The 19,707-nt window shown below is 74.6% G+C and carries 19 protein-coding genes; 6 read left to right on the forward strand and 13 right to left on the reverse strand.

The window, feature by feature from the left end:
- Positions 1-14: 14 nt before the first annotated feature.
- The 3 genes from GCU67_RS14225 to GCU67_RS14235 all read left to right on the forward strand — a co-directional run bounded on the left by GCU67_RS14225 (position 15) and on the right by GCU67_RS14235 (position 2,573).
- A complete protein-coding gene (locus tag GCU67_RS14225; protein ID WP_163611875.1) occupies positions 15-944 on the forward strand; it encodes a LysR family transcriptional regulator in 930 nt (309 codons plus the stop codon).
- Positions 945-1,049: 105 nt separating this feature from the next.
- Complete coding sequence (locus GCU67_RS14230; protein ID WP_163611876.1) at positions 1,050-1,268, forward strand: hypothetical protein; 219 nt, start codon at positions 1,050-1,052, stop codon at positions 1,266-1,268.
- Between the two features lie 84 nt (positions 1,269-1,352).
- Positions 1,353-2,573 (forward strand): MFS transporter, encoded by a 1,221-nt coding sequence (locus tag GCU67_RS14235; RefSeq protein ID WP_338105020.1) that lies wholly within the window; start codon positions 1,353-1,355, stop codon positions 2,571-2,573.
- Between the two features lie 136 nt (positions 2,574-2,709).
- On the opposite strand, the gene GCU67_RS14240 is transcribed toward GCU67_RS14235, so the two are convergent.
- The 6 genes from GCU67_RS14240 to pcaH are packed head-to-tail and all read right to left on the reverse strand — an operon-like array spanning position 2,710 to position 8,180.
- On the reverse strand, positions 2,710-4,170 hold the full coding sequence (locus tag GCU67_RS14240; protein WP_163611878.1) for a benzaldehyde dehydrogenase: 1,461 nt from the start codon (positions 4,168-4,170) through the stop codon (positions 2,710-2,712).
- Positions 4,171-4,213: 43 nt separating this feature from the next.
- A complete protein-coding gene (gene pcaC, locus GCU67_RS14245; protein WP_163611879.1) occupies positions 4,214-4,615 on the reverse strand; it encodes a 4-carboxymuconolactone decarboxylase in 402 nt (133 codons plus the stop codon).
- Positions 4,612-5,388 (reverse strand): 3-oxoadipate enol-lactonase, encoded by a 777-nt coding sequence (pcaD, locus tag GCU67_RS14250; protein ID WP_163611880.1) that lies wholly within the window; start codon positions 5,386-5,388, stop codon positions 4,612-4,614. The genes pcaC and pcaD overlap by 4 nt, the downstream gene beginning before the upstream one ends.
- A complete protein-coding gene (locus tag GCU67_RS14255; protein ID WP_163611881.1) occupies positions 5,385-6,710 on the reverse strand; it encodes a lyase family protein in 1,326 nt (441 codons plus the stop codon). Before GCU67_RS14255 ends, pcaD begins: the two co-directional genes overlap by 4 nt.
- A 25-nt stretch (positions 6,711-6,735) precedes the next feature.
- Complete coding sequence (gene pcaG / locus GCU67_RS14260) at positions 6,736-7,416, reverse strand: protocatechuate 3,4-dioxygenase subunit alpha (protein ID WP_163611882.1); 681 nt, start codon at positions 7,414-7,416, stop codon at positions 6,736-6,738.
- On the reverse strand, positions 7,413-8,180 hold the full coding sequence (gene pcaH, locus GCU67_RS14265) for a protocatechuate 3,4-dioxygenase subunit beta (RefSeq protein ID WP_163611883.1): 768 nt from the start codon (positions 8,178-8,180) through the stop codon (positions 7,413-7,415). Before pcaH ends, pcaG begins: the two co-directional genes overlap by 4 nt.
- Positions 8,181-8,280: 100 nt before the next feature.
- Here pcaH and GCU67_RS14270 point away from each other — a divergent pair, with 100 nt between their 5' ends.
- Positions 8,281-9,024 (forward strand): IclR family transcriptional regulator, encoded by a 744-nt coding sequence (locus GCU67_RS14270; protein ID WP_338105021.1) that lies wholly within the window; start codon positions 8,281-8,283, stop codon positions 9,022-9,024.
- A 62-nt stretch (positions 9,025-9,086) separates the two neighbouring features.
- A complete protein-coding gene (locus GCU67_RS14275) occupies positions 9,087-10,256 on the forward strand; it encodes a 4-hydroxybenzoate 3-monooxygenase (protein WP_163611885.1) in 1,170 nt (389 codons plus the stop codon).
- Between the two features lie 42 nt (positions 10,257-10,298).
- Here the strand turns inward: GCU67_RS14275 and GCU67_RS14280 are convergent, their stop codons facing one another.
- The 7 genes from GCU67_RS14280 to GCU67_RS14310 all read right to left on the reverse strand — a co-directional run bounded on the left by GCU67_RS14280 (position 10,299) and on the right by GCU67_RS14310 (position 17,890).
- The gene (locus tag GCU67_RS14280) at positions 10,299-11,936 is read right to left on the reverse strand and encodes an FAD-dependent monooxygenase (protein WP_163611886.1); all 1,638 of its coding nucleotides are present in this window, start codon (positions 11,934-11,936) and stop codon (positions 10,299-10,301) included.
- A gap of 155 nt (positions 11,937-12,091) precedes the next feature.
- A complete protein-coding gene (locus GCU67_RS14285; RefSeq protein WP_163611887.1) occupies positions 12,092-13,339 on the reverse strand; it encodes a DUF3500 domain-containing protein in 1,248 nt (415 codons plus the stop codon).
- Positions 13,329-14,180 (reverse strand): fumarylacetoacetate hydrolase family protein, encoded by an 852-nt coding sequence (locus tag GCU67_RS14290; RefSeq protein WP_163611888.1) that lies wholly within the window; start codon positions 14,178-14,180, stop codon positions 13,329-13,331. The genes GCU67_RS14285 and GCU67_RS14290 overlap by 11 nt, the downstream gene beginning before the upstream one ends.
- Complete coding sequence (locus tag GCU67_RS14295; protein ID WP_163611889.1) at positions 14,177-15,088, reverse strand: alpha/beta hydrolase fold domain-containing protein; 912 nt, start codon at positions 15,086-15,088, stop codon at positions 14,177-14,179. The genes GCU67_RS14290 and GCU67_RS14295 overlap by 4 nt, the downstream gene beginning before the upstream one ends.
- Positions 15,089-15,155: 67 nt before the next feature.
- The gene (locus GCU67_RS14300) at positions 15,156-15,716 is read right to left on the reverse strand and encodes a quercetin 2,3-dioxygenase (RefSeq protein ID WP_163611890.1); all 561 of its coding nucleotides are present in this window, start codon (positions 15,714-15,716) and stop codon (positions 15,156-15,158) included.
- 93 nt (positions 15,717-15,809) lie between these two features.
- Positions 15,810-17,015, reverse strand: coding sequence for a glycoside hydrolase family 1 protein (locus tag GCU67_RS14305; RefSeq protein ID WP_163611891.1), 1,206 nt, complete (start codon positions 17,013-17,015; stop codon positions 15,810-15,812).
- Between the two features lie 68 nt (positions 17,016-17,083).
- Positions 17,084-17,890 carry an IclR family transcriptional regulator gene (locus GCU67_RS14310; protein ID WP_170311059.1) on the reverse strand — a complete coding sequence of 269 codons (807 nt, stop codon included), beginning with the start codon at positions 17,888-17,890 and terminating at the stop codon, positions 17,084-17,086.
- Between the two features lie 182 nt (positions 17,891-18,072).
- Between GCU67_RS14310 and GCU67_RS14315 the strand changes: the two genes are divergently transcribed.
- Positions 18,073-19,665 carry an ABC transporter substrate-binding protein gene (locus tag GCU67_RS14315; RefSeq protein ID WP_163611892.1) on the forward strand — a complete coding sequence of 531 codons (1,593 nt, stop codon included), beginning with the start codon at positions 18,073-18,075 and terminating at the stop codon, positions 19,663-19,665.
- The last annotated feature ends 42 nt before the right edge of the window (positions 19,666-19,707 follow it).

Below are 19,707 nucleotides of genomic sequence, written 5' to 3' on the forward strand. Positions count from 1 at the left end.
TGGATACTCCGGACATGAACCTGGCCCGGCTCGACCTGAACCTGCTGGTGTCGCTGGACGCACTGCTCCAGCAGCGCAGCGTCACCCGGGCCGCGGCCCAGATGGGGCTGAGCCAACCGGCGCTGTCGGCGTCGCTGAGCCGGCTGCGGCGGCACTTCGGGGACGAGCTGCTCACCCGCGTGGGCAACGAGTACCGGCTGACGCCGCTGGCGCTGCAGCTGCGCGAGCTGGTGCGGATCGCGTTGTCCGGCGCGGAACGGGTCTTCGACGCCCAGCCCGACTTCGACCCGGCGTCCTCCACCCGGGAGTTCACCGCGCTGGTCAGCGACTACGTGGTGGTGGTCCTCGGCGACACCCTCGCCGGGCTGCTGGCCGAGGAGGCGCCGCACACTCGGCTGCGGCTGACCCCGCACTCCCCGGCGATGGTCGAGCGCGCCGAGCAGGTCCTGCTGGGCGGGGACGTGATGATGCTGCCGCACGGCTTCGTCACCGACCTCTCCCACATCGACCTGTACCGGGACGAGTGGGTCTGCGTGGTGTCGGCGGACAACCCGGTCGCCGACGTGGGGCTGACGACCGAGCACCTCCGGACGATGCCGTGGGTGCTCACCTACCACGGGCCGGCCGCCTCGACCCCGGCTGCGCTGCAGATGCGCATGCTCGGCATCGAGCCGCGGGTCCAGGTGATCACCGAGCACTTCATCACCGTGCCCGGCCTCGTGGCCGGCAGCGACCGGATCGCGCTGCTCCAGCGGCGGCTGGTCGACCTGCTGCCGCTGAGCAGCGGGATCCGGCCACTGCCCTGCCCGTTCGAGGTGGGGCCGCTGGTCGAGGCGATGTGGTGGCACCCGGCCCTGGACGACGACCCCGAGCACCGCTGGTTCCGGGACGTGGTCGGCCGGGCGGCGGCGCAGGCGGTGGGGTCACCCCATCCAGCGGGCTGATGGCCGGCATCACCGACCCGGGCTTCCGTCGGCCGTGCCCCGTCTTGCACACTGCGCGTGTGTCGCAGGTCACCGTCGACCTGCACCGTTGTACCGGAGGTGCCCGTGTCCGAGGCCACTGCGACGTTCGAGGACATCGTCGGACCGATGCGCGCGGAGTTCGCCGTCTGCCCGCTGACCGGGCAGCTGGCGGGCCGCCGGAGCGGCCGGCTGGCCCGGCTGCTGCGAGGGCTGGCCGTGCTCGGCTGCGTGCAGGGGAACGCCCTGGTCACCCCTGCGGCGACGGGCATCCACGTCGTCGATGGGGCGCCCCAGGAGAAGTGATTTCCGCTCCGCACCTGGCGTCCTGACACTCCTCGACCAGTGATGCCGGTCACGGAGGCCGGCGTCCCGTCAACGGAGACGCCCGTGTCAGAAGTCGTGAGCCCCTCGCCGGTCGCCCCACCGCTCGCCGGTGAGGTCGCCCTGGACCCCGCCACCGGCCGCCCGGCCGGCCGCACCCAGGCGCTCGTGCTGGTGCTCGCCAGCTGCCTCGGTGTGCTCGGTGCCGTCCTGCTCGCCCCGGTGCTGCCGGCGATCGAGGACGCCTTCGCCGGCACGGCCGGCGTGCAGGTGCTCACCCCCGTCGTGCTCACGGCACCCGCCCTGGTCATCGGGCTCACCGCCCCGTTCGTCGGCCGGGTCGTCGACCGGATTGGCCGCAAGCGGCTGCTGGTGACGGCGCTGGTGGTGTACGCCCTCGTCGGGACCGCGCCGCTGTGGCTGCCCTCCCTCCCGCTGATCGTCGCCAGCCGGGTCCTCGTCGGGCTCACCGAGGCCGTGATCATGACCTGCTGCACCACGCTGCTCGCCGACTACTTCTCCGGTGCCGAGCGTGCACGCTGGTTCGGCCGCCAGGTGGTGGCCACCACCGTGGCCGCCACCCTGTTCTTCGGCATCGGCGGGGCGCTGGGCGCGCACAGCTGGCGGACCCCGTTCTGGCTCTACCTGGTCAGCCTGCCGCTGGCGGTCGTCGCGGCCCGCACCATCTGGCAGCCGGCCCAGCGGCGGTCGACCGGCACCGCCCTGCCGCGGCTGCCCTGGCACCGGCTGGCCGCGCCGGTCGGGGTCTCACTCCTCGGCGGGCTGGTCTTCTACGTGCTGATCGTGGAGCTGTCGTTCAGGCTCGACGAGCTGGGCGTGACGTCCACCGGTGCGATCGGTGCGATCAGCGCGGTCGGGTCGCTCGGCACGGCGGTCGGCGCCCTGGCCTCCAGCCGGCTCGCCGCCCGCGGCCCGGCGGTGAACATCCCCCTCGCCTTCGCGGTCTCCGGCCTGGGGCTGGTCGGGCTCGGGCTGGCGCCCACCGTCCCGGTCGTCGTCGTGGCCGCCTTGGTCACGGGCCTCGGCAACGGGCTGCTGCTGCCCGCGCTGCTCAGCTGGGCGGTCGGGTCGCTCACCTTCGAGCAGCGCGGTCGTGGCACCGGCTGGTGGACCGCGGCGGTGTTCCTCGGGCAGTTCATCTGCCCGCTGGTGGTGCTGGCGCTGACGGACGTGATCGGCGGTCTGGGCTCGGCGCTGGTCGCGGTCGGCGTCGTGGCGCTCGCCGTCGCCGTCGCCGTCCGTGCCCGCCGGCCGGTGGCCGGCTAGCTCCGGACGTCGGCCCGCCCGGCGGCAGCCGTCGACCCGGGCCGTCCCGGCACCACGGAGGCCCCGGCCCCCTCGAGGTCCTGACACCACGACGGCCCCGGCCCCCGCGAGGGGGTCGGGGCCGTCGTGCCGTCGGTCAGAACGGGTAGGTCGGCAGGTCCCCGCGCAGCGTCACCCACTGGGTCTCGGTGAACGCCTCGATGTTGGCCTGCGGGCCGCCGTGCCGGGAGCCGGTGCCCGAGGCGCCGACCCCGCCGAACGGCGCGACCGCCTCGTCGTTGACCGTCTGGTCGTTGATGTGCACCAGCCCGGCCGGGATCCGCTCGGCCAGTTGCAGCCCGGCGTAGACGTCGCGGGTGAGGATGCCCAGCGACAGCCCGTACTCGGTGCCGGCGGCGAGCCCGACCACCTCGTCGACGGAGGAGAACGGCGTCACCGGGGCGACCGGCCCGAAGATCTCCTGCTGGTAGGCCGGTGCCTCCACCGGGACGTCGCCGAGCACGGTCGGCCGGTAGAACAGCCCCTCGTACGTGCCGCCGGTGCGCACGGTGGCGCCGGCGGCGATGCTGGCGGTGACCAGCCCGTGCACCCGGTCCCGCTGCCCGGCGTCGATGACCGGGCCCAGGGCCACGTGGTCACGGAACGGGTCGCCCACCGGGAGGTCCTTGACCTTGTCGGTCAGCACCTGGGTGTACTCCTCGGCGATCGAGGCGTGCACCAGGTGCCGGGACGTCGCCATGCAGATCTGCCCGGAGTGGGCGAAGGTGCCCCACGCGCCGACCGAGGCGGCCGCCGTCACGTCGACGTCGGGCATCACGATCAGCGCGGAGTTGCCGCCGAGCTCCAGGTGCGCACGCTTGAGGTGCTGCCCGGCCAGGGCGCCGACCGCCCGGCCGGCCCGGGTCGAGCCGGTGAAGGCGATGACCCGCACCGCCGGGTCGACGACGAGGGCCTCGCCGACGTCGGCGCCGCCGGGCAGCACCTGGAAGACCCCCTCGGGCACGCCGGCCTCGGCGAACACCTGCGCGAACACCGCACCGCCGCAGACCGCCGTCCGCGGGTCGGGCTTGAGCACGACGGCGTTGCCCAGCGCCAGGGCCGGGGCGATCGCCCGGATGGCGAGGATGGTCGGCACGTTGAACGGGGCGATGACGCCGACGACGCCGGCCGGCACCCGGCGGGCGAAGGACAGCCGGGGGGACCCGGTGCGCAGCAGCTCGCCGTAGGGGTGGCTGGGCAGCGCCGAGGCCTCGTAGCACTCCTGCGCGGACGTGTGCACCTGGAAGTCGCCGAAGGGCAGGATCGCGCCGGACTCGCGCGCCAGCCAGCCCTTGATCTCCTCGGCGTGCGCGGTGAGCAGGTCACCGGCCTTGCGCAGCACCGCCGCCCGCTGCTCGAACGGCAGCGCCGCCCACCCGCGCTGGGCCGCTGCCGCCCGGGCCCCGGCTGCCGCGACGTCGGCGGGCGTGGCCAGGCCGACCTCGCCCAGCGACTCACCGGTGGACGGCTCGACCGCGGTGTAGGTGCCACCGCCGCCGTCGGTCCACGCGCCGGTCCAGACCTTGCCGCGCCATGCGCCGTCCTCGAGCAGTGCCATGTCAGCTCCTCCTGTGGTTCCTCGTCCGGGGTCGTGCGGTGGGTCAGCCCGCGGCGCGCAGCTCGGCCAGGATCGGCCGGGCCACCGCCAGGGCGTGGTTGGCCGCGGGCACGCCGGCGTAGACGGCAGTGTGCAGGCACACCTCGGCGATCTCCTCGTCGGTCAACCCGTTGTTGACCGCGGCCTTCACGTGTAGGGCGAACTCGTCCCAGTGCCGCAGCGAGGCGGTGATGGCCAGGGTGAGCAGGCTGCGCTCGCGCCGGTCGAGCCCGGGCCGCTGCCACAGGTCGCCCCAGGCCACCCGGGTGATGAAGTCCTGGAAGTCGGCGGTGAGCGGGGTGACCGCGGCGACGGCCCGGTCGACGTGGGCGTCGCCGAGCACCTCCCGCCGCACCCGCATGCCGGCCTCGCGGCGCTGCTCGTCGGTCTCCAGTGGCTCGGTCACGGGGTGCCTCCGGTGGCGTGGGCGATCAGGGCCTCGGCGACCGCGGCGGGCTGCTCGAGGTTGGCCAGGTGGGCGGCCGGGCTGAGGGTGAGCAACCGCGCGTCCGGGACGCCGTCGGCGATCAGCCGCTGGTGTTCCGGGGGCACGGCCTGGTCCTCGGCGCCGGACACGACGAGCGTCGGGGCGCCGATGCGGTGCAGGTCCGGGCGCTGGTCCATCTGCGCGATCGCCGCGCAGCAGCCGGCGTAGCCCTCGTCGTCCGCAGCGGTGACCATCGCCTGCAGCCGGGCCACCAGGTCGGGGTGGTCGGCGGCGTACGGCGGGGTGAGCCAGCGGGAGACCACCGGCTCGGCGATCGCGGCCGTGCCCTCGGCGCGGACGGTGCGCGCCCGGTCCTCCCAGGAGGCCGCGTTGCCGGTGTGCGCCGAGCTGCACAGCACCGCCAGGGTCAGCACCCGCTGCGGCTCGCGCACCGCCAGCCGCAGGCCGGTCATCCCGCCGATCGACACCCCCGCGACGTGCGCCTGCGCCACGCCGAGCCGGTCCAGCAGCGCAACGACGTCGTCGGCGAGGTCGTCCATCGTGACGTCGCCCCGGGACGACGGCGAGCGGCCGTGCCCGCGGGTGTCGTACCGGACCACCCGGAACCGCTCGGTGAGCGCCGGCACCTGCGGGTCCCACATCGACAGGTCCGAGCCGAGCGAGTTCGACAGCAGCAGCACCGGGGCGTCGGCCGGGCCCTCGACGACGGCGTGCACCTCGACGGCGGTCACAGCGCTCCTCCCTGGTCGGCGAGCACGTGGGCGGCGAGGGCCGCGTCGGTCTGGGCGCCGGCCTCGCCGACGTCGGGGGTGCCGTCGGCGACCAGGGCCGCGCCGTCGACGTCGGTGCGCGCCAGCACGAGGTCGGTGAGCGGACGAGCGGTCGTGGCCGCCTCCCGCACCGCGGCGGCCGCGGCGTCGTGCGCGGCGCCGGCGCCCAGCGCCGGCGTGAGCGCCTCGGCCAGCGCCCCGGCCAGCTGCGGGTCGCCGGCCGAGGTGACCGTCGCGGCCATCCGGTCGGTGTCCAGCCGCAGCGAGGACAGGCACTCGGTCAGCCAGGACGCCGCCGACCCCACCGTGCCCAGCAGGTCGGTCAGCGTGGGCCACTCCGCGTGCCAGGTGCCCGCGCCCCGCTCGTGCTCCTGCTCCATCGCCGCGTACAGCGTGGCGACCAGCCCGGGCGCGCGGCGGGCACAGGCACGCGCGGAGATGGCGGCCACCGGGTTGCTCTTGTGCGGCATCGCCGACGACCCGCCGCGGGATTCCGACACCTCGCTCGCCTCGGCGACCTCGGTCTGGGCCAGCAGGACGACGTCGACGGCGATGGTCGCGACCACCCCGGCGACGGCACCGAGCACCCCGGCGACGTCGGCGATCGGCAGCCGCACCGTCGACCACGGCACCGGGGTCGTGGTCAGGCCCAGCTCGACGGCCAGCTCCCGGCGCAGGTCGACGCCGGAGCCGGAGCTGGCGGCCAGCGTGCCCACCGCGCCGCCGTACTGGACCGGCAGCCCGGCGACCACCGGGGCGATCCGCGTCCGGGCGCCGTCCAGGCCGGCGAGCCAGGTCGCGGCCTTGAACCCGGCGGTGATCGGCAGCGCCTGCTGCAGCAGCGTGCGCCCCATCAGCACGTCGTCCCGGTGGTCGGCGGCCAGCCGGGCGCACGCGTCGGCGGCGGTGCCGAGGTCGGTGCTGATCAGCTGGAGACCGCGTCGGGCCAGCAGCACGGCAGCGGTGTCGACGACGTCCTGGCTGGTGGCGCCGACGTGCACCGCGCCGGCCGCGTAGGGGCCGACGGCGTCCCGCAGCGCCCGCACCAGCGGGGGCACCGGGTTGCCGGCGTCCCCGGCGTGGGCGTGCACGGTGGCGAGGTCGAGCCGGGTGGGGTCGGCGCAAACCCGGCTGACCTCCTCGGCCGCGGTCGCGGCGACGAGGCCCACGCGGGCGGCGGCGCGGGCGAGCGCGCCCTCCACCTCCAGCAGCGCGACCAGCCAGGGGTCACCCGGGCCGGCGGACACCGGACCGCGGGCGAAGGTCGCATCCAGGAGGTTCACGCGGGCATCCTGCCCCGTGCGCTGCTCACACCGCGAAGAAGACGGTCTCGACCATGCCCTTGGCCGTGCAGTCCTGCAGGTGCACGTCCAGGACGTAGCCGTCCTCGCTCGGCCGGGCGATCAGCGTCCGCCGGGCGTCGTCGTCGGGCAGGGCGGCCAGCACCGGGTCCGTGGCGTTGGCCTCGGCCTCGTCGGCGAAGTAGATGCGGGTGACCACCCGGTCCAGCAGCCCACGGGCGAACACCGAGACGTCGACGTGCGGCGCCTGCCACCCGCCCGCGCCGTCGGGCACCGGGCCGGGCTTGAGGGTGCGGACGGCGTAGGCGCCGCCGTCGACGGTGTCCGAGCGGGCGAAGCCGCGGAAGCCGGGCACCGTCACCGCGCCGCGCGGGTCGTCGGGGTGGGCGAAGCGCCCGTCGGGGTCGGCCTGCCAGGTCTCGACCATCGCGTCGGGCACCAGGTCGCCGTTGCCGTCGAACACCCGGCCGCGCAGCCAGATCGCCCCGGGAGTGCCCTCGGCGACCGCGTTCGGCCCGTCGGGCCAGGTCAGCCCGATCGCCAGGTAGGGCCCCACGGTCGCACTGGGGGTGGTGCCCAGCCGGAGCGGCTCGTCGAGGAACCCGCTGCCCCGCCGGAGGATGCCCGGGACCCGGTCGTTGTCCTCTCGCGCCCCGCGGACGAGGGGGGACAGGTGCGGGCTGCTCATGCGACATCTCCGTCGTCGTCGGTCTCGAACGGGGTCTGGTCGGTGCCCCGCAGGACGATGTCCCACTGGTAGGCCAGCGCCCAGTTGTCCTGGGTGCGCTCCAGGTCGAACCGGCTGATCGCCCGGTGCCGGGCGGTCGGCGGGATCGCGTTGAAGATCGGGTCCTGGCCGAACAGCGAGTCGTCGGGGAAGTACATCTGGGTGACCAGCCGCTGGGTGAACGCCGTCCCGAACAGGCTGAAGTGGATGTGCGCCGGCCGCCAGGCGTTGTGGTGGTTGCCCCAGGGGTAGGCGCCGGGCTTGATCGTCGTGAACTCGTAGCGGCCCAGGGCGTCGGTGACCACCCGGCCCAGCCCGTCGAAGTGCGGGTCCAGCGGCGCGGGCCAGTTGTCCACCACGTGCCGGTAGCGGCCGGCGGCGTTGGCCTGCCACACCTCGACCAGCGCGTGCGGCACCGGGCGGCCGTCGCTGTCCAGCACCCGCCCGTAGACGATGATCCGCTGGCCCTGCGCCTCCCCGCCCATCCGCAGGGTGAGGTCGGCGTCGGCCGCGGTGACCCGGTCCTCGCCCAGCACCGGGCCGGTGACCTCGGTGAGCCGGTGGGGCAGGTCGACGGGGGTGCGCAGCGGGGCGCGCAGCCCGGTGCTGCGGTAGCCCGGGAAGGCCACCGGGGTGCGGCTGCCCTCCGGTTCGCGGCCGTACCGCGGGAGGACCAGCGCGCTCTCCTGCGGCGGTCGGGGGTCGCGCGATGTGGTGCCGGTCATACTCGGCACCGTAGGGCCTGGCAGTACGGTGCCCAAGCACCGACTTTCACTGGGAGGAAGTGACCACGTGTCCGGTGGGGCCGCCGCGGCGGGACGATCGGTGACCTCGCGCGCCCTCGGCGTGCTGGACGCCTTCGACGCCGGCCACCACCGGCTGACCCTGTCGGAGGTCGCGGCGCGGTCGGGCACCCCGCTGACCACCGCCCACCGGCTGCTGGCCGAGCTGGTCGCCTGGGGCGCGCTCGCCCGCCGGGACGACGGCCGCTACGAGATCGGCCGCAAGCTCTGGGACCTCGGCCTGCTGGCGCCGGTCCAGCTCGAGCTGCGCCAGGTGGCCGCGCCGTTCCTGCTGGACGTGCACACCGCCACCCGCGACACCGTGCACCTGGCGGTCCGAGAGGGCACCAAGGCGCTGTACGTGGAGCGCATCTCCGGGCGGGAGTCGGTGCCGATCGTCAGCCAGGTGGGCAGCCGACTGCCGCTGCACGCCACCGCCGTCGGCAAGGTGCTGCTGGCCTCGGCACCCGACGACGTCGTGGACCAGGTGCTGCGGGCACCCACCCGGGAGACCCGGCACACCGTCGTGGACCCCCGGCGGATCGCCCGGGACCTCGCCGAGGTCCGCCGCGAGGGGTGGGCGCGGACGAGTGAGGAGATGTCGCTGGGGGCGGCCTCGGTCGCCGTCCCGGTCACCGTCGAGCGCGCGTCCGGGCCCGTGGTGGTGGCCGCGCTCGGCATCGTCGTGGCCGCGCACCGCCGGGACCTCGGCCGGCTCGCGCCGGTGCTGCAGGTGGCCGCCCGGGGCATCGGCCGGGCGGTGGGCGGCTCCGAGCAGTTCCGCTGAACGCTTCCGTCCAGCGGGAGGACGGGCTGGGTGGCGCCGGGACCGCGACGCACACTCCGAGGATGCGCACCCAGGTGGGGATCATCGGCGCCGGCCCGGCAGGCCTCCTGCTGTCCCGGCTCCTGCAGCTGCAGGGCATCGACACGGTGGTCCTGGAGAACCGGTCCCGGGACTACGTCGAGGCCCGCATCCGCGCCGGCATCCTCGAGGAGCACACCGTGCAGACCCTCGTCGACGCCGGCGTCGGGGAGCGCCTGCAGCGGGAGGGTCTGCCGCACGATGGTGTGTACCTGCAGTACCCCGGCGTGCGGCACCACCTGGACTTCCCGTCGCTGTGTGGCCGCCGGGTGTGGGCCTACGGGCAGACCGAGGTCACCAAGGACCTCATCAGTGCCCAGCTCCACGACGGCCCGCCGCTGCTGTTCGGCGTCAGCGACGTGGTCCCCGAGGACGTCGACGGCGACTCCCCGCGGATCCGGTTCACCGACGCCGACGGCGTCCCGCAGGTGCTGGAGTGCGACGCGATCGCCGGTACCGACGGCTTCCACGGCGTCTCCCGCCCGGTCGTCACCGCGGGCACCGGCGGGCGGCTGTGGGAGCGCACCTACCCCTACGCCTGGCTCGGCGTGCTGGCCGACGTCGCCCCCTCCACCGACGAGCTGGTCTACGCCTGGCACCCCGACGGGTTCGCCCTGCTGTCGATGCGCTCGCCGTCGGTGTCCCGGCTGTACCTGCAGGTCGACCCCGGCGAGCGGATCGAGGACTGGTCCGACGACCGGATCTGGACCGCACTCGCCACCCGGTCGGCGCTGGACGGCTGGGAGCTGGAGACCGGCCCGGTCACGGAGAAGTCGGTCCTGCCGATGCGCTCGTTCGTCTCCGCGCCGATGCGCCGGGGCCGCCTCTTCCTGGCCGGCGACGCCGCGCACATCGTGCCGCCGACCGGGGCCAAGGGCCTCAACCTCGCCGTCGCCGACGTCACCCTGCTGGCCACCGCCCTGACCCGGCTGCTGGCCGGGGGGCGCACCGACCTGGTCGACACCTACTCCGACCGGGCGCTGGCCCGGGTCTGGCGCTGCACCCACTTCTCCTGGTGGATGACCTCGATGCTGCACCGCGCCGGCGACGACTTCGACGCCGAGCTGCAGCTGTCCCAGCTGCGCCGGGTCTGCGGCTCCGAGGCCGCCGCCCGCGAGCTGGCCGAGAACTACACCGGCCTGCCGGTCGGCTGACCGCCCGGGCCGGGGCGACGACCGCCCCGGCCCGGCCCCGGGTCAGCCGGCCGGGGTCCCCGCGGTCACGCCCGCCGCGGCACCGGTCACCCGGTCCAGCAGGTCCGCGGCGTCCGGGAGCCGGTCACCCCGCCAGGCGACGTGCTGGTCGGGACGCACGAGCACCAGGTCGGCGTCCATCAGCGCGCGCAGCCCGGCCTGGTCGGCGAGGTCGAGCACCCGCAGCGGGAGGCCGCGGGCGGCGGCTGCCGCCTGGGCCGTCCCGGTCGCCGCGGTGGGGCCCAGGCGCAGGAGCGTGAAGCCCTCGCCCAGCAGGTCGTACAGCGACCGGCCGTCGGGCAGCCAGGCGTGCGGCAGCCGCGCACCGGGGTGCGCCGACGGGGTGTAGGTCGTCAGCCCGGGTACGGGGACCGGCCGGTCGTCCGGGACGACGGCGGGGGAGTGGGGGTAGTCGTAGCCCAGCACCAGGCCGGTGCTGTGGAACTCGGGGTCCTTGACCTGCAGCGCCCGGGCGACCTCGGCCCGCAGCCGCTCGCCGACCGGCCCGTCGTCGTCGAGGTCGGCGGTGGCGAAGGACGGTGCGAGGAACGCCTCCTGGCTGCCGGCCGCGTCGATCGTCCGCAGCGCGACCGGCCGGCGCTCGGCCTCGTAGCTGTCCAGCAGGCCCGCCGGCGCCCAGCCCTGCAGGACCGCGGCGAGCTTCCAGGCGAGGTTGACCGCGTCGCCGACGCAGGTGTTGAACCCGTGGCCACCCCACGGCGGGTTCAGGTGCGCGGCGTCGCCCACCAGGAACACCCGGCGGCCGCGGTACCGGTCGGTCAGCAGCATCCGCGCCGCCCACGGGTCGGTGGCCAGCACCTCGACGTCGATCGCGTCGCCGACCAACGACTGCACCAGCTCCACCGGGTCGACGTCGTCGGCGTCGGCGTCGACGCCCTGCACGATCGCCCACCAGGTGCCGTCGAGGTCCAGCCGTCCCATCAGCCCGCCGCGGCGCGCCCCGATGACCCAGTAGTGGACGCCGAGGCTGCACAGCGGGCGCTCCTCCAGCGACCGGCTGCGGAAGGTGATCGAGGAGTTCTTCAGCGCACCGGAGGAGCCCTCGTACCGGGCGCCGATCGCGGCGCGGCTGATCCCGCTGCTGCCGTCGCAGCCCAGCAGCCAGTCCGCGGTCACCTCGTGCCGGCCGCCGTCGGGGTCCACCAGGACGGCGGAGGCGGCGTCGTCCCCGTCGGTCACCGAGGTGGCACGCCAGCCGCGGAGCAGGGTGACGGTGGGCAGGCCGGCCGCGGTCTCCCGCAGCACCTCCTCGACCACCGACTGCGGCGCCTGCTGACCGGACTCCGCCAGCTCGTCGCGGCGGTCGACGTACATCGCGAAGGCGTTGCGGAACCGGGTGATCTCGTGGCCGAACAGCCCGGTCACGAACACGACGTCCTGGGCGTGCGCGACGGGCAGGGGGGCCGCGGCTCGCAGCCGGTCGGCGATGCCCCAGCGGCGCAGGTGCTCCATGGTGCGGGCGCTGGTGGTCTTGGCCCGGGGGCGCAGCGGGTCCAGCTCGGCCCGCGGCTCGACGACGAGCACCTCGATGCCCCGCCGGCCGAGCTCGATGGCGGCGGACAGGCCGCTGGGGCCGCCGCCGACGACGAGCACGGGCACGTGGGCGGGCACGTGGGACATCGGATCTCCTGTCATGGGTGCTGCGGTGCCCGGAGGGCCGAGGGAGGGGGCGCGCGGCCGGCTCTGCGGCCACCGATCGCGGTTCCAGCTTCCGTGGCGGGCGTCACGTCCCCGTAGCCCGATGTCATTGAGTGGCAGCCGGACACGGCCCGCGGTCAGGGCCGGTGCTGGGCCTGCCACCGGCGGACCCAGGCGCGGCCGTAGTCGTTGCCGTGCGGGGTGCGCAGCACGGTGTGCACGTGGAAGGGCTGCGGCGTCCGGTGGTCGAGGAAGACGCCGCAGTGGTGGTCGAGCTCGGCGATGATCACCGGTGACTGGACGCGGTAGTAGAAGACGTCGCCGACCTCGTGGCCGCCGATCCAGCTGAACGACGTCTCGTCCAGGTGGGCCTCGATCTCCCGGAGCCGGGCAGCGCGCGGACCCGCGGGGAGCAGCCGGACGAACGTCTCGGCGATGGCCCGCACCAGGCGCTGCGCCGGCGCGGGCATGCCGGCGACCGGAATGCCCTCGACCGGGATGACCCGGTTGTCCTGGAACGCGCCGGCCAGGTGCCGCTCGTCGCCGGGGTGGACCCGGCCCGGCGGCATCGCGGGGTCGACCATCTGCGCGTAGACGGTGGCCGCCGCCCGTTGCTCGGGAGGGAGGGCGGCCATCAGCTGCAGGCCCAGGTCGATGCGCTCGGTGAAGGACGGGGTGCCGGCGTGCGGGCCCTCGTCGATCTCGTTGGGCTCGGCGCCGAGGAAGACCGGGGACAGCACCATGCGGCCCTCGACGACCAGGCAGTTGACCGCGGCGTGGTGGCCGAACAGCTGCCAGCCCCAGGGCGCCCGCAGGTCCGGGGTGCCGTAGACGGCGATGTTGTAGCTGTACTCGTTGAGCACGGTGGTCAGGTCGACGACCTCGCCGAGGAAGCCGTTGATCCGCATCATCGCGCGGGTGAGCTCGTACCCCTCCGGGGACAGCGATGCCCGGACCAGCGCCATGGCCGCCTCGCGGACGTCGTCGGGCTGGAACTCCAGGCGCAGGCCGGTGTCGAACTGCATGAACTCCGGGTTGGCCCAGGTCTGCCACTCGACGGCGTCCACGGCGTGGGTGAGGCGTTCCCGGTCGGTGGGGGACACGGCGTCGAGCAGGGCGGTGGCGGCGTCGACCATCCCCGCGACCGGCGCCTCCTCCCCGGGCTCGGCCGGGGTGAGCGGGTACAGCTCCTCGCGCAGCACGCCGTCCTCGGTGACGCCGCGGAACTCGGCCAGGTACATCGGCGTCCAGCCCTCGACCAGCCCGCCGGTGAACGTCCCCGGGGTGCGGGCGTGCTCCCGGTAGGCGTACGCGTCCAGCCCGCGGACCCCGGCCAGCCGGGGGTGGTCGTGCGGGAAGAGGAACTGCCTGAACTCACCGCTCATGGCGCACCTCGTTGGTGACGACGGTGTTGGTCAGGACCCCGAGCCGGTCGACCTCGACCTCGACGACGTCCCCGGGCTGCAGCAGCCACGGCGGGGTGCGCGAGTAGCCGACCCCGGACGGCGTACCGGTGGCCAGCAGGTCACCGGGCCGCAGCGTGAGGGTCCGGGAGACCAGGGACAGGGTGTCGCCGACGGTGTAGACCATCTGGTCGGTCGTGCCGTCCTGCACGGTCTCGCCGTTGACCCGGGTCCGCACCCGCAGCCCCTCGCGCAGGTCGCCGACCTCGGCGGCCGGGACCAGCGGCCCCAGCGGGCCGGAGCGGTCGCCGTTCTTGCCCAGGATCCACTGGCTGGTCAGCTTCTGCGCCCGCCGGGAGGTGAGGTCGTTGAAGGTCGAGTAGCCCACGACGGCCGCCAGCGCCTCCTGCGGGGTGGCGTCGACCAGCGTCCGGCCGACCCACGCCACGACCTCGCCCTCCCAGTCCAGGCCGTCCTCGTCCGCCGGCACCGGCACCTGCGCGCCGTCGACGGTGAGCGAGGCGGTCCACCGGGCGAACAGCGTCGGGTGCGGCGGCACCCCCTCGGCGGCGTAGGACCCCTCGGCCACGTGCTTCAGGTAGTTCAGCCCGATGCACAGCACCCGGGCGCCGGGCAGCACCGGCGGCACGAACTCGACCCCGGCCGCGGCGACGGTCGCGCCACCCGGCGTCCCCGACAGGTGCCCGGCCGGGTCCGCCCAGAAGTCCTCGAGCGCGGCGAGCACGGTCACCTCGGTGCCGTCGTCGGACAGCGCGCCGACCTCGACGTCGCCGGCGTCCCGCGTGATGCCGACGATCCTCATGCCCGGTCCTCCTCGATCAGCTGCCGGCGCAGGAAGGCGACCGTGCGCGTCAGCGCGTCCGCGGCGGCGTCGGGGGCGCCGAGCCACATGTGGTCGGCGCCGTCGTAGGTGTGCAGCTCGACGTCGGGCAGCCGCGCGGCGAGCCGCTCGCTCTGCACGCACGGGACGAACCGGTCGGCCCGGCCGTGCAGCAGCAGGAACGGTGGTGCGGGGGCCGACGCGTGGGTGACCGGGCTGGCCTGCGCGGCACGGCCGGGCACCTCGACCGCGGGGGCGCCGAGCAGCTGCGCCTCCCGCGTGCCCGGGTCGGTGGGGTCGGTGCCGAGGTCGGTGGCGACCGCGGCGACGTCGCTGGGGGCGTACCAGGCGGCGACGGCGGCCACGGTGCTCGACGGCCCGGTCACCCCGACCTCGCCTTCCAGCGCCGGGTCGTCGGGGGTCAGGCCGAGCAGCTCGGCGAGGTGCCCACCGGCCGACTCGCCCCAGGAGGCGACCCGGTCGGCGTCCAGACCCAGCTCCGACGCGCGGGAGCGCAGCCAGCGGACGGCGGCCTTGGCGTCGTGCAGCTGGGCGGGCCAGACCGCCTCACCGGAGAGCCGGTAGTCGACGCTGGCCACCGCGATGCCGGCCTGGGCGACCTGCTCGAACGGGGTCGGGTCGGCGCCCCGGTAGGCCGGGCCGGCGGTGTGCCGGCTGCCCAGCCGCCAGCCACCACCGTGCAGGAACACCACGACCGGCGCGGGCCCCGGGCCGGCCGGGAGGTACAGGTCCAGCTCGAGCGGGCGGGCGCCGGGCAGCGCCGCGTACGGGACGCCGGTGAGCACCCGGACGCCGCCGGCACCGGTGCGGACGGGCGGCAGCGGGGCGGCATGGGCCGGTGGGGGCAGCGGGAGTGCGGGAGTGGGCACGGGTCTCCTCAACGGACCGGGCGCGGTCCGGGGAGGACCGCGCCCGGGCGGGTGCGACGAGCGGGCGTCAGGCGGTGGGCTCAGGCCACTCGAAGTCGCGCATGAACTGCATGCTGTGCTGCTGCGCGGCCGCCTGCATGCGCGGGAAGTCCGGGATGAACGGCGGCTGGTCGGGCGCGGTGGAGTCCGTGGGGGTGCCCATGTGCTGGAAGAACCGCTCGAACCCGCCGGACAGGGTGCCCATCATCCGGGCGTCCTCCACGATCTGGTACGCGTGGGCGAAGCCGGCCGGCACGTACCCGAAGTCGCCGGGGGTGAGCAGCTGGGACTGCTTGGCGCCCTCGCCGTCGACGAAGAACAGCCGGACCTTGCCCTCGAGCACGTAGAAGGTCTCGTGGGTCGCGTCGTGGGAGTGGGTCGGGATGACGTCGCCGGCGGGGGAGGCGCTGGTGATGATCCCGAACTGGTTGCCGGTCTCGTCGCCGGACAGCAGCACGGTGAACACGTCACCGAAGAGCTTGGCGTGCTCGCCCTCGCCGCGCCGGAGCACGTAGGGCTGCGGCGTGCCCGGGAGCACGCCCTTCCACTGCGGACCGTTGGCGGGGTCGATCAGGTACTCGAAGCTCATGGGTGCTCCCGGATCAGGTCGGCGTTGACTGGTCTGAGCTTCGGTGACGGGGGTCACCGTTCCCCAGGGGTGTGCCATTGGACGGCACGGTGATCAGGCGAGGCCGTTGCGCCGGGCCACCTCGCCGAGCCAGGCCAGGCTGGGCTTCGGCGTCCGGGTGAACGTCTCGCGGTCGACGGCGACGAGTCCGAACGTCGGGGCGAAGCCGAGCATCCACTCGAAGTTGTCCAGCAGGCTCCAGTGCACGTAGCCGCGCACGTCCGCGCCGTCGGCGATCGCCGCGGACAGGCTGCGCAGCGCGTCGGTGGTGAAGGCGATCCGGTCGGTGTCGTCGGCGGTGGCGATGCCGTTCTCGGTGACCAGCAGCGGGGTGGCCGGCAGCACCGAGGCGGCGTGGCTGACCGCTGCGCCCAGCGCCTCGGGCCGGCGCTCCATGCCGTGCGCGAGCGTCTGCCGGTCCGCCGGCGGGGCGATGAGCCCGTCGCTGCCGAACCGCTGCGCCGTGTAGACCTGCAGGCCGACGAAGTCGTCGCCCCTGGCCGCGTGCAGGAACTGGTCCATCATCGCGGCGCGGGCGGCCTGCAGCGGCTCCGCGCCACCGCCCTCGTCGACGTACTCCAGCCCGACCAGCGTCATCCCCGCCGGCGGCGACCCGGCGCCGCGGAGCACCTCCATGCTGCGGCCGTGCAGGCCGATCAGTGCCTCGGCCACGCCCTGGTCGGGCACGGGGAGCCCCTTGATCTCCTCGCCACGGCGGGCCATCCCACCGATCACCGGCTGGACCGCCATCAGGTTCGGCTCGTTGATCGTGGCGACGTACTCGGCGTCCACGACGGCCGGCAGCGCCAGCTCGGTGAAGCGTGCCATCCGGTCGCCGGCCTTCGCGCCCGTCCAGCCGCCGTCGTGCATCATCCAGCGCGGCATCGTGAAGTGGACGAGCGTGGCGATCGGGGCGAGCCCGCGGTCCCGGCAGCCGTCGACGATGCGCCGGTAGTGGTCCAGCGCGGCGCGCGAGACCTCGCCCTCCGCGGGCTCGATCCGGCTCCACTCCAGGCTGAACCGGTAGGTGTTCAGCCCGGCGCCCGCGACCAGGTCGAGGTCGTCGGACCAGCGGTGCCAGGAGTCGCACGCGTCGCCGCTGGGCTCGGCGAAGGGGGAGTGCGGGGCGTGCTCCATCTCCCAGTGGTCGTTGTTGACGTTGCCGCCCTCGACCTGGTGCGCGGCGGTCGCCGTGCCCCAGAGGAAGCCGTCGGGGAAGGTGGCGGAGGACTCCGGCCGGGACTGGGCAGACGCGGTCATGCCGGCAGCATGCGTGACGCGGCTCACCGTGATCAGCACTCCTGCCGGTCAATGGCAGAGCGGTCCGCTCAGCTCGCGTCGAGGGCACGCCGTGCGCCCAGGCCGCGCGAGATGCCGCGGGCGGCGGTGCGCACGGCGGGTCCCAGCAGTCGTGGCTCGGCGTTCTCCGCCGGGACGACCACCGACAGCGCCGCCACGACGGTGCCCTGCGCGTCGTGCACCGGGGCGGCCACCGACACGATGGGCCCCGGCGCACCGCGCCGGAACGTGGCCAGCCCGTCGCGCCGAATCTCGGCCAGTGTGCGGCGCAGGGCGGCGGCGGAGACCGGCACCTTCTCGGGCTGGTGCACCAGCGGCTGAGCCAGCACCTGCTCCTGGAAGGCCGGGTCGGCGAAGGCGAGCAGCACCAGGCCCACGCCGGTCGAGTGCAGCGGCATCCGGCCGCCGGGCCGGTAGAGGGCGGCCACCGCGCCGTGGGAGGACAGCCGCTCGACCATCAGCGCCTCCTCGCCCTCCCGGACGGCGAGCAGCACGTGCTGGCGGGTGACCTCCTCCAGGTCGCCCATGAACGGCAGTGCCACCTGGCGCAGGCCGTGACCACGAGGAGCAAGCGAGCCGACCTCCCACAGTCGCAGCCCGATGGAGAACCGGCCGTCGGCGCCGCGCTCCAGCGCGCCCCACTCCAGCAACCGGCCGGCCAGTCGCAGTGCCGAGCTGGCCGGGATCCCACTGCGCCGGCTGAGCTCGCTGAGCGTGAGGTACGGGTGCCCGGCGTCGAAGGCCTGGAGGAGCGCCAGCGCCCGGTCGACGACCGGGTCACCCTGCGGCGGGCGGCGGCCCCGCACCCGGGCCGCAGGGATCGGGTCCTCGGTCATCGGCCACCCTCCACGTCCTCGGCAGTGAGGCGTGCGCCACAGTTTCCTTCCATTGGTCGGCATTGTGCCTGACGTCACGACGAGCCCGCCCGCATCGTCTCTGTCAACGCCGGGCTCCCGGTGCGGCCGAGTCCCCCGGCCGACATGACCCCTCCGTAACGAAGCGAAGGAGCCAGACCGGAATGAATCGTTTCAGGACTCGTGACACCCGGGTGCTGCGTCGCCCGTCCCTGCTGCGGACCGGCGTCGCCGTGCTCGCCGCCGGCGCCCTCACCACCCTGTCCGCCTGCGGTGGTGGCAGCGGTGGGAGCGGCGGTGGCAGCGCGAGCGACACCCAGACGCTCACCATCGCCTATGACGCGGACGCCGCGCCCAACGGCTACGACCCGCTGCTCTACGGCCAGCGGCAGTTCGAGTTCTTCAGCACGATGTACGACGCCCTCTTCGTCACCGACGGCACGGGCGCCATCGTGCCCAGCCTGGCGACCGGGTTCACGAACAGCGCGGACAACCTGACGACGACGCTCACGCTGAAGCAGGGCGTGACCTTCACCGACGGGTCGGCCCTCGACTCCTCGGTGGTCAAGGCGAACCTCGACCGGCGCAGCGACACCGAGCTGGCCGCGTACAACACCTTCGCCCCCGGCGGCAGCACCGAGATCGCCGACGTCGCGGCGCCCGACCCGCAGACCGTCGTCCTCACCTGGGCCGCTCCGCAGGCCAGCCCGGACGTCAACCTGGCCGACACCTACGGGACCATCGTCGGCCCCACGGCGGTCGCCGACCCGAGCACCCTCGCCACCACTCCGGACGGCTCCGGCCCCTACACGCTGGCCACGAGCGGGACCACGAAGGGCAGCTCCTACAGTCTGGAGAAGAACGCCGAGGCGTGGAACGCCGACGCCTTCGCCTTCGACGAGGTCGTCGTCAAGGTCATCACCGACGACCAGGCGCTGGCCAACGCGGTGGTCTCCGGTCAGGCCGACGTCGCCACCCAGCTGGACAGCAGCACCGTGGACCTGGTGGAGAGCCGGCAGGCCATCGTCAAGTCCGGCGGCACGATCGTCGGCTTCCCGGTCGCCGACAAGACCGGCGTCACGAACCCGGCCTTCGGCAAGGTCGAGGTGCGGCAGGCGCTGTCCTACGGCATCGACCGCGCGTCCCTGGTCACCGACCTGCACCCCGGTGCCCGGGCGACCGCCCAGCTGTTCCCCGAGTCCGCCGCGGGCTTCGACCCGGCGATCGACGAGCGGTACGCCTACGACCCCGCCAAGGCCAAGGAGCTGCTGGCCACGGCCGGGTACCCGGACGGGTTCTCCTTCGACATCACCGTCCTGGGCCAGCCAGCCGACGACCAGATCGCCATCCAGAAGCAGTGGCAGGAGATCGGCGTGACGATGAACTTCGTCACCGCCACCTCGACCGACGCGGTGTTCGCCGCCGCCCAGACGGAGCCGATGCTCTTCGGCCCGTTCGGCATCGGCAGCAAGCCGGCCGGCTTCGTCGCCGGGGTGCTCGTCGGTGGGTTCGTGAACCTGCAGAAGGCGACCGACCCGGCGATCGAGGGCTCGCTCGGCGCCGCACTCGGTGCCACGGGCGACGCTCAGGAGACGGCGCTGACCCAGCTCAACGCCGCGATCACCGACAGGGGCTGGTTCATCCCGGTGTACGAGGACTTCATCTACACCGGCTACAACGCCGAGAAGGTCGGCGCTCCCGCGTTCGCCGGGGACAACGGCTTCCTCGTCCTGTCCAGCCTCACGCCGGCCAGCTGACCTCGGCTCGCTGATCGGCCGGTGGCCGCGGACCCCCGCGGC

This window comes from Modestobacter muralis (assembly GCF_010682105.1).
GTDB lineage: Bacteria > Actinomycetota > Actinomycetes > Mycobacteriales > Geodermatophilaceae > Modestobacter > Modestobacter muralis.

Bases quoted from the DNA above. Each gene is read 5' to 3' on its own strand.
- GCU67_RS14240 (WP_163611878.1), bottom strand. From the start codon at position 4,170: ATGGCACTGCTCGAGGACGGCGCATGGCGCGGCAAGGTCTGGACCGGC.
- GCU67_RS14285 (WP_163611887.1), bottom strand. From the start codon at position 13,339: ATGAGCGGTGAGTTCAGGCAGTTCCTCTTCCCGCACGACCACCCCCGG.
- GCU67_RS14290 (WP_163611888.1), bottom strand. From the start codon at position 14,180: ATGAGGATCGTCGGCATCACGCGGGACGCCGGCGACGTCGAGGTCGGC.
- GCU67_RS14275 (WP_163611885.1), top strand. From the start codon at position 9,087: ATGCGCACCCAGGTGGGGATCATCGGCGCCGGCCCGGCAGGCCTCCTG.
- GCU67_RS14310 (WP_170311059.1), bottom strand. From the start codon at position 17,890: ATGACCGAGGACCCGATCCCTGCGGCCCGGGTGCGGGGCCGCCGCCCG.
- GCU67_RS14305 (WP_163611891.1), bottom strand. From the start codon at position 17,015: ATGACCGCGTCTGCCCAGTCCCGGCCGGAGTCCTCCGCCACCTTCCCC.
- GCU67_RS14225 (WP_163611875.1), top strand. From the start codon at position 15: ATGAACCTGGCCCGGCTCGACCTGAACCTGCTGGTGTCGCTGGACGCA.
- pcaH (WP_163611883.1), bottom strand. From the start codon at position 8,180: ATGACCGGCACCACATCGCGCGACCCCCGACCGCCGCAGGAGAGCGCG.
- GCU67_RS14280 (WP_163611886.1), bottom strand. From the start codon at position 11,936: ATGTCCCACGTGCCCGCCCACGTGCCCGTGCTCGTCGTCGGCGGCGGC.
- GCU67_RS14300 (WP_163611890.1), bottom strand. From the start codon at position 15,716: ATGAGCTTCGAGTACCTGATCGACCCCGCCAACGGTCCGCAGTGGAAG.
- GCU67_RS14315 (WP_163611892.1), top strand. From the start codon at position 18,073: ATGAATCGTTTCAGGACTCGTGACACCCGGGTGCTGCGTCGCCCGTCC.
- pcaG (WP_163611882.1), bottom strand. From the start codon at position 7,416: ATGAGCAGCCCGCACCTGTCCCCCCTCGTCCGCGGGGCGCGAGAGGAC.